Annotated in this window: 12 protein-coding genes; 8 read left to right on the top strand and 4 right to left on the bottom strand. The window is 68.7% G+C overall.

Annotated features, from left to right (window positions below; genetic code table 11):
- Positions 1 to 622: 622 nt before the first annotated feature.
- Positions 623 to 1,273, bottom strand: coding sequence for a class II aldolase/adducin family protein (locus LPC10_RS24245; protein WP_231344794.1), 651 nt, complete (start codon positions 1,271 to 1,273; stop codon positions 623 to 625).
- A gap of 119 nt (positions 1,274 to 1,392) precedes the next feature.
- Between LPC10_RS24245 and LPC10_RS24240 the strand changes: the two genes are divergently transcribed.
- Positions 1,393 to 1,569 (top strand): hypothetical protein, encoded by a 177-nt coding sequence (locus LPC10_RS24240; RefSeq protein WP_231344793.1) that lies wholly within the window; start codon positions 1,393 to 1,395, stop codon positions 1,567 to 1,569.
- 57 nt (positions 1,570 to 1,626) lie between these two features.
- Positions 1,627 to 4,329 (top strand): bifunctional acetate--CoA ligase family protein/GNAT family N-acetyltransferase, encoded by a 2,703-nt coding sequence (locus LPC10_RS24235; RefSeq protein ID WP_231344791.1) that lies wholly within the window; start codon positions 1,627 to 1,629, stop codon positions 4,327 to 4,329.
- 210 nt (positions 4,330 to 4,539) lie between these two features.
- Here LPC10_RS24235 and LPC10_RS24230 read toward each other — a convergent pair whose 3' ends face one another.
- Together LPC10_RS24230 and LPC10_RS24225 are read right to left on the bottom strand one after the other, a co-directional pair.
- Entirely contained in the window at positions 4,540 to 5,067 is a 528-nt protein-coding gene (locus tag LPC10_RS24230; protein ID WP_231344790.1) for a Dps family protein, read from the bottom strand.
- Positions 5,068 to 5,212: 145 nt separating this feature from the next.
- Complete coding sequence (locus tag LPC10_RS24225; RefSeq protein ID WP_231344789.1) at positions 5,213 to 6,991, bottom strand: murein L,D-transpeptidase; 1,779 nt, start codon at positions 6,989 to 6,991, stop codon at positions 5,213 to 5,215.
- Between the two features lie 182 nt (positions 6,992 to 7,173).
- On the opposite strand from LPC10_RS24225, the gene ruvB reads away from it, so the two are divergent.
- The 4 genes from ruvB (at position 7,174) to ybgC (ending at position 10,775) form a co-directional block, all read left to right on the top strand.
- A complete protein-coding gene (ruvB, locus tag LPC10_RS24220; RefSeq protein ID WP_305080619.1) occupies positions 7,174 to 8,244 on the top strand; it encodes a Holliday junction branch migration DNA helicase RuvB in 1,071 nt (356 codons plus the stop codon).
- Positions 8,237 to 9,205 (top strand): metallophosphoesterase, encoded by a 969-nt coding sequence (locus tag LPC10_RS24215; RefSeq protein ID WP_231344787.1) that lies wholly within the window; start codon positions 8,237 to 8,239, stop codon positions 9,203 to 9,205. Before ruvB ends, LPC10_RS24215 begins: the two co-directional genes overlap by 8 nt.
- Before the next feature lie 295 nt (positions 9,206 to 9,500).
- Positions 9,501 to 10,214 (top strand): DUF4142 domain-containing protein, encoded by a 714-nt coding sequence (locus LPC10_RS24210; protein ID WP_231344786.1) that lies wholly within the window; start codon positions 9,501 to 9,503, stop codon positions 10,212 to 10,214.
- 129 nt (positions 10,215 to 10,343) lie between these two features.
- On the top strand, positions 10,344 to 10,775 hold the full coding sequence (ybgC, locus tag LPC10_RS24205; protein ID WP_231344785.1) for a tol-pal system-associated acyl-CoA thioesterase: 432 nt from the start codon (positions 10,344 to 10,346) through the stop codon (positions 10,773 to 10,775).
- Here the strand turns inward: ybgC and LPC10_RS24200 are convergent.
- Positions 10,762 to 11,976: a methyl-accepting chemotaxis protein gene (locus LPC10_RS24200; RefSeq protein WP_305080618.1), complete on the bottom strand. Its 1,215-nt coding sequence runs from the start codon at positions 11,974 to 11,976 to the stop codon at positions 10,762 to 10,764. The two genes, ybgC and LPC10_RS24200, sit on opposite strands and share 14 nt — an antisense overlap.
- A 471-nt stretch (positions 11,977 to 12,447) precedes the next feature.
- On the opposite strand from LPC10_RS24200, the gene tolQ reads away from it, so the two are divergent.
- Positions 12,448 to 13,164, top strand: a complete 717-nt coding sequence (tolQ, locus tag LPC10_RS24195) for a protein TolQ (RefSeq protein ID WP_108942626.1) — start codon at positions 12,448 to 12,450, stop codon at positions 13,162 to 13,164.
- Between the two features lie 30 nt (positions 13,165 to 13,194).
- Positions 13,195 to 13,644, top strand: a complete 450-nt coding sequence (locus LPC10_RS24190; protein WP_012456993.1) for a biopolymer transporter ExbD — start codon at positions 13,195 to 13,197, stop codon at positions 13,642 to 13,644.
- Positions 13,645 to 13,652 lie beyond the last annotated feature (8 nt).

The following is a 13,652-nucleotide window of genomic DNA, read 5'->3' as shown; positions in this document are numbered from 1 at the left end:
GGACTTAACCTTTGATCGGTTCGGCCGCAAGACGCATTTCACGGACTTGCGAGAATCAATTGAACTTTTGTTCAGGCTAAAAACCCATTTTCGCCAAAAGTCGTATAGAGAACTCCACAATACCGTCGGAAAACCTGATGCAACTTGGCACTTCAAGCCGGGAAGAGTACGCAGATCGGCCCGTAGAACTGAGCAAGCCTTTTCTCCCTCCTTGGCTGCACCGAAATCCTGCCGACAACCGCAGAACGAGGAGCATTTTGGCTCACGCTGCACCAAAACGGCAGAAACAGCACCCGACACGCGGCAGGTAAAAATCTGTATATATTTGTAATCTATCGAAATTTTCGCTTTTGAGAACAAGTATCAGGACACCGACAGGCTGCTGCGCTATAATGCCTAGTTCTTTATTCGCCAAAATTATATTTCTGCACCTCTCTCCGACGCCGCACCTCAATCTGCAGGCCGCCGAAGCGACGAGCCCATCGTCGCTTGGGCAAATGTCTGATTGTAGACGCTCGATGCGGCAATCGATTCTAGGCTCGGCCGTCAGATTAGAACGATAATAATCGGCGATGCCATCGCATGTATTCGGATCGCAGCCGGCAAACGGCGCCGGCCGATCTCAGTGGTTCGATTTCTCTCGGGGGCCGTAGGAGCGGAAACGCTCCACCGTCTCGGCGATTTCGGCATCGGACAGAATCAATGGCGTGCCGACCTGCAGCGCGATGGCGTATTGGCGGCACAGGGCCTCGACTTCGACGGCGAGCCACATGGCCTTCGACAGATTGGGTCCGGTGGCGATCATTCCGTGATTGGCAAGCAGACAGGCACTGCGGCCTTCGAGGGCTTCGAGGGCAAAGTCTGAAAGTGGTTGCGTGCCGTAGGGCGCATAGGGCGCGCACCGGATCGTCGGCCCGCCTGCCATGGCGATCATGTAATGCACCGCCGGGATCTCACGGCCGCAGATCGCAAAGCCCGTGGCGTAGGGTGGATGCGCATGGACCACGGCGCCGATTTCGGGCCGTGCCGCGAGGATGTCGCGATGGAACCGCCATTCGGAGGAGGGGGCGAGCGGATGGTTCCAACGCCCGTCGAAATCCATCTCGACGAGGTCGTCGGGACTAAGCTGCTCGGCGGGGATCCCGGACGGGGTCACGAGCATGCCCGCACCGGATCGAACCGAGAGATTGCCCGAGGTCCCCTGGCTGAGGCCGAGATCGAGCATCCGGCACATCGCCTCGACCATCGCTTGGCGGGTCGCAAAAGACGGCACGGACAACTCCTCGGATTGAAAGCGGACCTGACGAGAGCCCGGAACGGGCTCTGTCGGGCGCGGTTGGACCGACAGGTCCGGGCAGACCGCCGTGCGACACTAACCCCAGGAGCCTGCCGGTGAAACAGGGATGGGTCACCCTCGCCGAGGTCGCCCGGATGGAGCACCTGACGTTCGCCGCTGCCCGTCTGCTCGCCGAGCGCGAGCACTGGCCGATGGTGTTCAAGCAATGCGCGACCTTTGTCCTCCCGCCGCGCGCCGATTCATCGACATCACCCGCCCGCAGGGCCGGTTGAGACCGTTATCAACCGTTTGACGCTCGGTCTCTCGCCTCGGGATGCTATAGGCGGCCCATGAGCACCTATCGATTCGAGGCTCTGCTCGCGCCGCGCCGCATCGCCGTGGTGGGAGCGGGCGACCGGCCCGGCTCCGTCGGCCGGGCGATCATCGACGGCCTGCGCGCCGGCGGCTTCACCGGCGAGATCGTCCCCGTTCATCCGCGCGAGGCCAGCGTCGACGGGCTGCCATGCAGCCCCCGCCTCGCCGACATGCCCCAGCCGCCCGATCTCGTCATGGTCGCGACGCCCCCGGACGCGGTGCCGGCGATCGTCGAAGAGGCGGGCCGGATCGGCGCCGCAGCGGCGGTGATCCTGTCCGCCCATCTCGGCCACGGCGAGGCGGCTCCCGTCGGCGCGGCCCAGGCGGCGGCGCGGCAGCACGGCCTGCGGCTGATCGGCCCCGACAGCGTCGGACTGAGCGTGCCCGCCCGCGGCCTGAACGCGAGTCTGCTCGCACGGCCGCCGAAGCCGGGGGACCTCGCCCTCATCTCGCAATCCGGCACCGTCGCCTCGGCCATCGCGGAGTGGGGCTGGCGACATGGCGTCGGCTTCTCGGCGGTGATGACGCTGGGGCGCTCGGCCGACATCGATATCGCCGACTGCCTCGACTACTTCGCCGAGGACTATCACACCCGCGCGATCATCCTGTCCCTGCACCATGTCGCGGATGCGCGGAAGTTCCTGACGGCCGCGCGGGCGGCGGCCCGCGCCAAGCCGGTGGTGGTGCTGCGCACCGGCCGCCACGAGGCACCGGGCCGCCAGCCGGAGACCCATACGGGCGCGCTCGCCCGACCCGGCGCCGTCTACGAGGCCGCCTTCCGCCGGGCGGGACTGCTGGCCGTGGACGGGCTCGACGCCATGTTCTCCGCCGTGGAGACCCTGGGGCGCCAGCGGCCTTTCCCCGGCAACCGGCTGATGATCGTCTCCAACGGGCGCGGCATCGGGGCGCTCGCCGCCGATCATCTCACCGACCGCGGCGGCACGCTGGCAGCGCCGGCGGAGGCGACGCTGGAGGCGCTCGCCTCCGTGCGGCACGGACGGCACGCCAACCCCCTCGATCTCGGCATCGACGCGGTGCCGGAGGATTACGTCCGCGCCCTCGAACCGCTGCTGGCGGGCCGCGACAGCGACGCCATCGTCGCGGTCCACGTGCCGACCGCGCGGGCGGGCAGCCGCGATGTGGCACAGACCGTGGCCGGGACTGTCTCCAAGGCCCGCAAGGCCGGGCGCCGCAAGCCGGTCTTCGCCGTGTCGATCGGCGAGGACGAGGCGATCCGGTCGATCTACGCTGATGCCAACATCCCACTCTTCGCCACCGATGCCGACGCAGTCGAAGGCTTCCTGCATCTCGTGCGCTACCGCGAGGCGCAAAATGACCTGATGCGCACGCCGGACGCCCTGCCGCGCGACTTCTCGCCGGACGTCGCGGCCGCGCGCCGGATCGTGGACGGGGCTCTCGCCGAAGGGCGCACCTGGCTCGACCCGCACGCCGTGACCGAGTTGCTGACGGCCTACCGGATCGTCTCGGTGCCGGTGACGCTCGCCCCCGATCCCGACGGGGCCGCGGCGGCCGCGTGGCCGCTGATCGCCGGCGGCAGCACGGTGGTGCTCAAGCTCGTCTCGCCGGACGTGGTGCACAAGTCGGAGGTCGGTGGCGTGCGCCTCGGCCTCACTTCGGAGGCCGACGTGCGCGAGGCGGCGCATGCGATGATCGCGCGAGTCCGGGAATTGCGGCCCGACGCCCGGGTAGCGGGTTTCGCCGTGCAGCCGATGATGCGGCGGCCGCAGGGACGGGAGTTGATCGCCGGCCTCGCCGAAGACCCCGTCTTCGGTCCCGTGGTCGTGTTCGGCCGCGGCGGCACGGCGGTGGAGGTGATCGACGACCGCGCTCTCGCGCTGCCGCCCCTCGACCTTGCGCTCGCGAGCGAGCTGATCGGCCGCACTCGCGTCGCCCGGCGGCTCGAAGCCTATCGCGACGTTCCCGCGGCGGACCTGCCGGCCATTGCGCTGCTGCTGGTGAAGCTCGCCCAGCTCGCCGCCGACCTGCCGGCGGTGCGCGAACTCGACATCAACCCCCTGCTCGCGGATGCCGACGGCGCCGTCGCCCTCGATGCGCGCGTGCGCATCGCGCCGGAGCCGCCCCCCTCGGAGCGCCGCCGCGGCAACTGGCACCCGCGGTTCGCGATCCGGCCCTATCCGTCCGACTGGGAGAGGCGGCTCGATGTCGGGGAGCGGTGCGTCCACGTCCGGCCGGTGCGGCCCGACGACGAGGACATGTTCCGCAGCTTCTTCGCGCAGGTGGACCCGGAGGACGTGCGCCTGCGCTTCTTCGCCCCGGTGCGCGACTTCAGCCACGTCTTCCTCGCGCGGCTGACGCAGCTCGACTATTCCCGCGCCATCGCCTTCGTCGCCATCGACGAGGCGGCGGAGGAGGGTCGGCGCATGCTCGGCGCGGTGCGCCTGCACGCCAACGCCAATCACGATACCGGCGAATTCGCCATCCTCGTGCGCTCCGATATCAAAGGCACCGGTCTCGGCGTCGCGCTGATGCGGATGATGATCGACTGGGCACGAGCCGAAGGCATCGGCTGCGTCGAGGGGAGCGTGCTCGCCGAGAACCGTGCGATGCGCGCGGTCTGCCGCCACCTCGGCTTCGAGGAGAGGCCGATGCCGGACGACCCGAGCTTGGTGACGGCAATCCTGAAGGTCGGGGGATAGCCAGGGGTCTCTCCCGTCCCTTGGTATGACGGCTTCGGTTCTTTCCCCGTCGACACGAGCGTCAGCGCGGCGAGAACGGAGGGGAGCGAAGCCGGAGGCAATCGACCGGAAGCCGCGAATACCGCAACGCGCCGCCTCCTCTTACATCGAAGAAAGCCGCCGGCCCTCGCGGGCCGGCGGCTTTTCGGCAGACAAGCGCCGGATGGTGGATCAGTGGCCGCTCTCGGTCGCCTCGCGGGTCGACTCGTACAGGAACCATGTGCGCTCCTCGGACTGGTCGATCCACTCCTCGAGAAGGCTCGTGGTCGAGACGTCGTTGGCCTCGTCGGTGACGGCGTGCAGCTCGCGCATGTTGGCGGTCAGCGCCTTGTTGTCGTCGCGCAGCTCCTTGAGCATCTCGAGCGGGCTGACGTAATCCGCGTTGTTGTCGGGCACGCGCTTCATCTGGTCGGCCTGGCCGAGCGAGCGCAGGGTGGTGCCGCCGATCTTGCGGGCGCGCTCGCCCACCGCATCGATGATGCCGAAGATCTGCTCGGACTGCTCGTCGAGCAGCAGGTGATAATCGCGGAAATTCGGTCCGCTGACGTGCCAGTGGAAGTTCTTGGTCTTAATGTAGAGCGCGAAGAGATCCGAGAGGAGGACGGTCAGGCCCTCGGAGATCTTCTTGACGTCGTTCGGATCGAGGTCGGTCGGGGTGTTGAGCCGATCGCTGGCGACGCGCAGCTTAGCCTTGGCCATGGGGTGTTCCTAACGTTCTGCAACCGGATTTCAGCCGGCGACAACCGTGCCGGCACTCGATCGGCAGAATGAGGAAGCGGGAGGCTTTGTTCCGCTCCGCATGGCAGCGCTGCTGTGGATGGGATGCCGAACAGCCGAAGCACCGTCAGCCGCGCCCGCCGACGAGGCCGGGCGGCAGGAGTGCCGGTTCAGCCTCCGGGCTGCGCACCGGCGGCGCGGTCCTGCGGGCCTGCGGCTTCTGCTGGGCGGTAGCCGGCGGCAGCGCAGCGGGCGCGGGAACATCCCGGGCCGCCGCCGGCCTCGACGGAGCGGGCTTGGTGGAGGTCGGCTTGGCGGATCCGCCCTGCGCTGCAGCAGGCACCGGCACCGTGCTTGGAGCCGGGGAGCGTGGCAGCGGCGCGCGCGGCGTGATCGCGCCCGTGGTGGTGACGTCCTGCGCCGGAGGCGTCGCGGCCGCCGGGGCCGCCGGCGTGTCGAGGCCGTAGATGTCGTCGCGGAAATGCACGCGTCCGTCCGGGGTGGCGTAGCCGGTGAGATAGACGAAGGCGACCGGCGTCGGCTTCACCAGCTTGACGTCGCGCCGCTCGCCCCCGGCGATGGCGGTCTCGATCTCGATCGGCCCCCAGGTCGAACCGGCGCCGTTCGGTCCCTCGGTGCCCTGGAGCAGCCACGCGGCGAACTCCTTCACTTGGCCCACGCGGACGCAGCCGTGCGAGTGGAAGCGCACCGAGCCCGCGAACAGCGACTTCGAAGGGGTGTCGTGCATGTAGATCGCGTGCCGGTTCGGCATGTCGATGCGGATCTGCCCGAGCGAGTTGTCGAGGCCGGAATCCTGGCGCAGCGTGTAGTTCACCGCCTTCTGCGTGGTCCAATCGATCGTGGCCGGGTCGACCTCGACGCCGCCGGGGCCGAGGATGCGGATGCGGTTCTTGGCGAGGTATCCGGGATTCTTGCGCATCGTCGGGATGATCTCGTTCCGGATCACGGAGACGGGCACGGTCCAGGTCGGGTTGAGATTGACGTCGGTGATGCGGGTCTCGACCGCGGGGGTCTGCTTGTCGGGCGAGCCGACCACCGCGACGAAGCGGCGCGTGACGGTGCCGTTCTCCACCGCCTCCACGGTGGCGGAGGGGATATTTACAGTGACGTAGCGCTCGCCGAAGCCGAAATTAGAGCCCATCAGCCGCTGCGCCGAGGCGCGCAGCTGCCGCTGGCGCACATCGGCCGGCACGTTGAGGGCGTTCAGCGTCAGGCGGCCGAGGATGCCGGCATCCGGCAGGCCGTGCCGGGCCTGGAACGCCTTCACCGCGGCCACCAACGGCGGATCGTAGCGGTCGGAGGGCGGCGCGTCGGCGGGGAGGTCGCCCGTCAGCGTCAGGTGGTGACGAAGCGAGGGAATGGCGGGGTGGCTGTCGCCGGGCTTCGGCGCGAAGTCGGCGGGCAGGGTCTTCCAGCCGCCGGCCTCGGCATAGATCTGATAGCGCTCGGCGGCGCGCATCGTGTCCATAACGGTCTGCGCCGTGTAGGTCGGCAGGGGATCCTCGGAGACGCGGGCGTAGACCACCGGCGGCAATTCGCGCGAGGCCTTCTTCGGCGGCGGCGCCTCGATCGGGACGGCCACCGTGTCGGCGGTCGGGCGCTCCAGCTTCGGATCGGCTTTGGGGTCGGGTTTGGCGTCCGCCTTCTCCGCCTTCTCCGCGCGCGGCTCCGCCTTGGGGTCGGCCCTCAGCTCGCGCTTCGGCTCGGCCGCCTTCTCGGCCTTCGGCTCGATCCGCAGGTTGATGCGGGAATCGGGCTGCGCATCGGGCACGGGGGTCGGCTCGGCCCGGAGCGGGGCGGCGAGCAGAAGGGCCAACGCCGCGCCGGTCCCGCCCAGGAGCCGGGCACGGCGGGGCCCGCGCGGGGCGAGGGAAACGTTCGGCATCGCGGTTCTCGACGGGAGCACGCGGCGATCATCGGCGGTGTTGGTTACCAACTCGCTGACACCCTCCCGCGTGGCGTGTGCCGCGGCACGTCGTCCCCGCTCTCCGGAGCCGATCAACCGCGGTGGCCCCGGCGCGCGGGATGTGCAAAACGCGAGGGCAGACGCCGCCCCGCGAGACCCCCGTGAGCGAAGACAGACCCTCGAAGCCCGGCAAGACCCTGTTGAACCCCGAGCGCAGGGCGGACGACGTCGATCAGTCGATCCGCCCCTTGAGCCTCGGCGAGTTCATCGGCCAGCGGGCGGCGCGCGCCAACATGAACATCTTCATCGAGGCGGCCAAGAAGACCGGCCAGGCCCTCGACCACGTCCTGTTCGTCGGCCCGCCGGGGCTAGGCAAGACGACGCTGGCGCAGATCGTCGCCCGCGAACTCGGCGTGAACTTCCGCTCGACCTCCGGTCCGGTCATCGCCAAGGCCGGAGACTTGGCGGCTCAGCTCACCAATCTGGAGGAGCGCGACGTCCTGTTCATCGACGAGATCCACCGCCTCAACCCGGCGGTGGAGGAGATCCTCTACCCGGCGATGGAGGATTACCAGCTCGACCTCATCATCGGCGAAGGGCCGGCCGCCCGCTCGGTGAAGATCGAGCTGCCGAAATTCACCCTCGTCGGCGCCACCACCCGCGCGGGTCTCCTCACCACGCCGCTACGCGACCGCTTCGGCATCCCGATCCGGCTCGAATTCTACGAGATCGACGAGCTCGAACTCATCGTCCGGCGCGGCGCGCGGGTGCTCGGCCTCGGCATGTCGGAGGAGGGCGCCAACGAGATCGCCAAGCGCGCCCGCGGCACGCCGCGCATTGCCGGACGCCTGCTGCGCCGGGTGCGCGACTTCGCCATCGTCGAGGACGCGCAGACGGTGAGCCGCGCCATCGCCGACCGGGCGCTGCAGATGCTCGACGTCGATCCCGTCGGCCTCGACGTGATGGACCGCAAGTATCTCACCCTGATCGCCGCCTCGTTCGGCGGCGGCCCGGTCGGCATCGAGACCATCGCCGCCGCACTCTCCGAGCCGCGCGACGCGATCGAGGACATCATCGAGCCCTATCTGATCCAGAAGGGCTTCGTGCAGCGTACCCCACGCGGCCGGGTGCTGACGCCGCACGCCTTCCGCCATATGGGCTTCGCCGAGCCTCGGCGCGACCCGAGCACCCAGTTCGGCCTATTCAGCGGCAGCGACGACCCGGATGCCTGAATCGGACGACCGCGCTCCTGCGCGGAGAAGGTCGCCCGTCTCCGTCACCCGCCGTACGGTGCTGCTCGGCCTCGGCGTGACGGCGCTGACCGGCGCTGGCACGGGCGCCTACGCGGTCGGCATCGAGCCGATGCGCCTCACGATCACCCGCTACCGGCTCCGGCCAAAGGGGCCCTGGCCGGAGGGCTTGCGCCTGCGGATCGTCGCGCTGTTCGACATCCATGCCTGCGAGCCGTGGATGTCGGCGGCGCGCATCGAGGGCATCGTCGCCGCCGCGAACGCCCTGAACGGCGACGTGACGGTGCTGCTCGGCGACTACGTCTCCGGCATGAACCTCGTCACCCGGTACGTCGATGCCGCCGAGTGGGGACTGGTTCTCGGCGGGCTGCGGGCGCCGCTCGGCACCTACGCCATCCTCGGCAATCACGACTGGTGGGAGGACCGTGCGGCCCAGGCGCGCGGCAGCGGACCGACGATCGCGGGCGAAGCCCTGCGGCGCAATGGGATTCGGGTGCTGCAGAACGAGGCGCTGCCGCTCTCGGTGCGCGGACATGAGGTCTGGCTCGCCAGCCTCGGCGACCAGCTCGCCTTCCTTCCGAGCCGGAAGACGAGCGGTCTCGCCCGGATCGGCGTCGATGACCTGCCGGGGACGCTCGCCCAGATCCCCGAGGGCGCGCCCGCGATCCTGCTGGCGCACGAGCCCGACATCTTCCCCGAAGTGCCGCCGCGGATCGCCCTCACGCTCTCGGGGCACACCCATGGCGGGCAGGTGCGTGTGTTCGGCTACGCGCCGGTCGTCCCGTCCCGCTACAAGAACCGCTTCGCCTACGGCCATGTGCGCGAGCAGGCGGATCTGATCGTCTCCGGCGGTCTCGGCATGAGCATCGCCCCGGTACGGCTCGGCATACCGCCGGAGATCGTCGTGATCGATCTCGGTGACGACCCAAACCCCGCCGCCTAGATATGCACTCGAAACATATCGGCCCGACGCGAGAATCAGCAAAGCGGTTGGTCGAGCCCGACGCCGCGATGTTCGCGACGGCCGCGCTGGATGTCGTTCATCCCTGATCCGTCAGGGTTTTCTCCACATCGCACACCTCTCGAAGGCACACGCGGCGCAGCTTGGAACCTGTGATCACAGGATTGTGCGGCGGCGGAACATGCATGGATCGCACAAGTTGGAGCCGCGAGCCTGCTCCTCGGGAGCGTCGGCCTCCGACAACGATCTTCGAACGTCCTTCAAGGAAATATCCGCCATGAAGTCGACCGTCCTGGCCGCCCTCGGCCTGTCCGTCACCCTTGCCGCGCCCGCTTTGGCTCAGGACGCATTGCCGCTGCGCATCGGTGCCGACGCGCCGATCGGCGCGGCCGCGACCGACACGCGGGAGTTCCGCGCCGAGGCCCTGCGCTCGGACGCATCCAGCATCGAGGCGAGCCGCATCGCCCTCGAACGCTCCCGTAACCCGCGGGTGCGCAACTACGCCAACCGCGTGCTGGTCGAGCGTGAGGCCACCACCCGGGCGCTGCTGCCCGAGGGCACCTCGCTCACCGCCTCCGGCCGCGTCGTCTCCGACAGCCAAGGCATTCCGACCCGCCTCGACAACCCGGTCGGCGTCGTGCTCGCCCCGGTGACGATTGCGGCCAACATCGGCACCGGCATCGTCGGCGGCGTGCTCGGCGGCGTCGGCCTGATCGACAACAGCCCCGGCGAGCCTGGGCGCCGCGTCGCCCTCGGCCCGAACGGCCAGCAGCGCCTTGAGCGCCTGCGCTCAGCCCGCTCCGCCCGCGAGTTCGACCGTGCCTACGTCAACGGGCAGGCCCGCTCGGACGCGCGCACGCTCGCGCTCTACAGCAGCTATGCCCGCAACGGCGACAGCGCCGCCGGCCGCACCTTCGCCAACCAAGCGCTGCCCTACATCGCCGACGAGCACGCCCATTCCGCGACGCTCGCCAACCGCATCGGCGGCTGATCGATCCGACCATGATGCGCCGGCAGGGGTGCCCTCCCAAGGGGCGGCCCTCGCCGTTTCAGGGCCTGCCCCTCGCCACCTCGGGCGGGAGCCGGTAAGAACCGGCACCCTCTCCATATCCGGATGCCCATGGATCCGATGACAGGCGCCGACGCGCATCGCCTCCCGCTGCGCGTCTATTACGAGGACACCGATTTCTCGGGCTTCGTCTATCACGCGAGCTATCTGCGCTTCATGGAGCGCGGGCGCACCGAGTTGCTGCGAACCCTGGCGGGCGATCAGTCGGATCTGCACGCCGAGGGGACTGGCCTCGTCTTCGTCGTGCGCAAGATGAACCTCGACTTCCTCAAGCCCGCCCGCATGGATGATCTGATCGAGGTGCACACGCGGTCGAGCGAATTGCGCGGCGCCTCCATGCATCTGGCTCAAGAGGTCCGCCGCGGCGAGGAGGTGCTGGTGCGCGCCGAGGTCGTGGTGGCCTGCGTCCGCAACGGGCGGGCGATCCGCCTGCCCGATGCCCTGCGCCGGGCGCTGACGCCGACGGAACTCAGATCCGCCTGACCTCGACCAGGAAGTCCTGTACCGCCCGCGTCACCTGCGCCGTCTGCTGGTCGAGGATCGTCGTCGCCGACAGGACCGCCTGAGCCGAGGCCGCGGAGGTCTCGGCGGTGGTGGCCACCGCACCGATGCTGCCGCTCACGCGGCCGGTGCGCTGCGCCGCCTCACGGGCGCTGCGGCTGATCTCGTCCGCCGTGGCCGCCTGCTTCTCGACCGCGGCGGCGATGGTGGTGGCGCCCTCGTCGAGCCCGCGGATCACGCCGGCGATCCGCTCGATGGCGCCGACCGTCTGCGAGGTCGCGGCCTGGATCATGCCGATCTGTTGCGCGATCTCGCTCGTGGCCTTCGCGGTCTGCCCCGCCAACGCCTTGACCTCGGTGGCGACGACCGCGAAACCGCGGCCCGCTGCGCCCGCCCGTGCCGCCTCGATCGTGGCGTTGAGGGCCAGCAGGTTGGTCTGGTTGGCGATCGACGAGATCAGACCAACGACCTCGCCGATGCGCTGCGAGGTCTCGACCAGCGCCCTGACGCTCTCCATCGCCGCCCCGGCCTCGGTCACCGCCTCGCCGGTCGCAGCGCTGGAGCGCGTGACCTGCCGGGTGATCTCGGCATTCGAGGCCGTCAGTTCCTCGACGGCGGCGGCGACGGACTGGACGTTCGCCGCCGTGTCCGACGCGCCGGTCGCGGCGGTCTCGGCCGCGGTCGAGGCCGCGCCGGTGGCGGACAGAACGCGCTCGGCCGCCCCGCGCATCGCCGTCGTAGCCTCGGCGGTCTCGCCGAGCGCGGTGCGGATCAGGGCGTCGAAACTGGCGATCGACTCGGTGAACGGCGTGACGTCGGCCCAGGACAGGACGGCTGCGACGTAGCGGCCATCCGCGTCGCGAACCGGAGAAACGTGGAGGTCGAGCGTCTTCGGTCCGAGTTTGATCTTGGTGCGCCAGGGCAGACGGGACGGATCGGCGACGATGCTGCGCTGGTGGGCCGGGTTCTTGTGAAACACATCCATGGAGAGGCCGACCATGGCATCCGGGTTCACGGAGGCCGGCAGGTGCTCGCGCAGGCTGCGCAGCGTCTCGACGCTTCGGCGATTGGCGAAGGTGATCGTCGCCTCGGTCGGGTGAAGAACCAAAACGTTGACCGGGAGGGAATCGAGGATCGCCTCGAAATCGACGGCGGTCGATTGCGTGGGTGCCGCGAAGGGCATGATGGAAGCGGGGACCTGCGCTGACGCGGACCGGAGGCTGCGACGGAAGATCAAGGGAGCATACTCGCCGATAAAACGGTTGAGGAGGCATTCGCCACCGCGTCAAAAAACAACATATGTATATTTATGAGCGGTAAACACGCTCAGCACTCGGGCGGTCCTGCGTACTCAAAATTGCAAAGTTATCGAACATCAGGGTCTTCGATTGTCGCTCAACACTATGCCGTATTGCCGCATCGCTGCCTCGGCATGCTGCGCCTCCCAGGGGCTGGAGATCGGCGCCCAAACGATTTCTTAACCCTATCGCACGCTTAGACTCGTGCGAGGGCGTCGCCGCGTCAGGCCGTTCGAGCCTGGGCTCCGACCCTTACTTTCGACAGATTCGCGAGTGATCTCAGGTCTCATCGCTCAAAGGATCAGTCGGCAGTCCGGTGCGCCCCAGCGCGGCCCTGACGACGCGAGGATCGTTCGATGACTCCAGCCGATGCCATGCAGGCCGCGCCCGTCGCAGACATGAGCCTGTTCGGCCTGTTCTGGCAGGCCCACTTCGTCGTGAAGATCGTGATGGTGGGCCTGCTCGGTGCCTCGGTCTGGTGCTGGTCGATCATCGTCGACAAGACACTGCTGTTCCGCCGCGTGGAAGCCGAGATGGATGCCTTCGAGGAGGCGTTCTGGTCCGGCCGCTCGCTGGAGGAACTCTACCGCTCCTTCAACGACCGCCAGCCGACCGGGCTCGGCGCCCTGTTCGTCGCCGCCATGCGGGAGTGGAAGCGCTCCTTCGAGGGCTCGGGCCGGCAGATCCACTCGCTGTCGCAGCGCATCGACAAGGTGCTCGACGTCACGATCCAGCGCGAGGTCGAGCGGCTCGACTCGCGCCTGCTGTTTCTCGCCTCGATCGGCTCGGCCGGCCCTTATATCGGCCTGTTCGGCACGGTCTGGGGTATCATGACCGCCTTCACCTCGATCGCGGCCTCGAAGAACACCTCGCTCGCCGTCGTCGCGCCGGGCATCGCGGAAGCGCTGTTCGCCACCGCCATCGGCCTGTTCGCCGCGATCCCGGCCGTGCTCGCCTACAACAAGCTCCAGGCCTCCGTCGCCAAGTCGCAGTCGCGGCTCGAGGGGTTCGCCGACGAGTTCTCGGCGATCCTCTCGCGCCAGATCGACGAGCGCCTCTCGGTCGCCGCCTGATCGATCGTTGCTGAAGCGGGAGCCGAGACTATGGGCATGACGCACGGCGCGGCGCAGGGCGGCGGCAAGCGCCGCCGCCGCGGACGGCGCGGGCACGGCGCCATCAACGAGATCAACATGACGCCGTTCATCGACGTCGTGCTGGTGCTCCTCATCGTGTTCATGGTGGCCGCGCCGATGATGACGGTGGGCGTGCCCCTCGATCTGCCGCAATCGAAGGCGAGCCCGCTCAACTCCGACGTCAAGCCGATCACGCTCTCGATCCGCCGCACCGGCGAGGTCTATCTCGGCGAGGTCGAGCTGAAGGATGACGACATCGTGCCCCAGCTCATGCAGACGGCCAAGACCGGCACCGAGGAGCGCGTGTTCGTGCGCGGCGACAAGCGCGTCGATTACGGGCGCGTGGCTCAGGTGATGGCGATCGTGACAGGCGGCGGCTTCAAGAAGGTCGCCCTCGTCACCGAGCCGGAATCGAATTAGCGGAGCAA

This window comes from Methylorubrum sp. B1-46 (assembly GCF_021117295.1).
GTDB lineage: Bacteria > Pseudomonadota > Alphaproteobacteria > Rhizobiales > Beijerinckiaceae > Methylobacterium.
The sequence above is the reverse complement of the archived record's forward strand: the minus strand, read 5'-3'. Positions and strand labels throughout refer to the sequence as shown.

Coding starts and splice junctions, on each gene's coding strand:
- LPC10_RS24235 (WP_231344791.1), top strand. CDS start 1,627: ATGAGCACCTATCGATTCGAGGCTCTGCTCGCGCCGCGCCGCATCGCC.
- LPC10_RS24230 (WP_231344790.1), bottom strand. CDS start 5,067: ATGGCCAAGGCTAAGCTGCGCGTCGCCAGCGATCGGCTCAACACCCCG.
- LPC10_RS24225 (WP_231344789.1), bottom strand. CDS start 6,991: ATGCCGAACGTTTCCCTCGCCCCGCGCGGGCCCCGCCGTGCCCGGCTC.
- LPC10_RS24215 (WP_231344787.1), top strand. CDS start 8,237: ATGCCTGAATCGGACGACCGCGCTCCTGCGCGGAGAAGGTCGCCCGTC.
- LPC10_RS24210 (WP_231344786.1), top strand. CDS start 9,501: ATGAAGTCGACCGTCCTGGCCGCCCTCGGCCTGTCCGTCACCCTTGCC.
- ybgC (WP_231344785.1), top strand. CDS start 10,344: ATGGATCCGATGACAGGCGCCGACGCGCATCGCCTCCCGCTGCGCGTC.
- LPC10_RS24200 (WP_305080618.1), bottom strand. CDS start 11,976: ATGCCCTTCGCGGCACCCACGCAATCGACCGCCGTCGATTTCGAGGCG.
- tolQ (WP_108942626.1), top strand. CDS start 12,448: ATGACTCCAGCCGATGCCATGCAGGCCGCGCCCGTCGCAGACATGAGC.
- LPC10_RS24190 (WP_012456993.1), top strand. CDS start 13,195: ATGGGCATGACGCACGGCGCGGCGCAGGGCGGCGGCAAGCGCCGCCGC.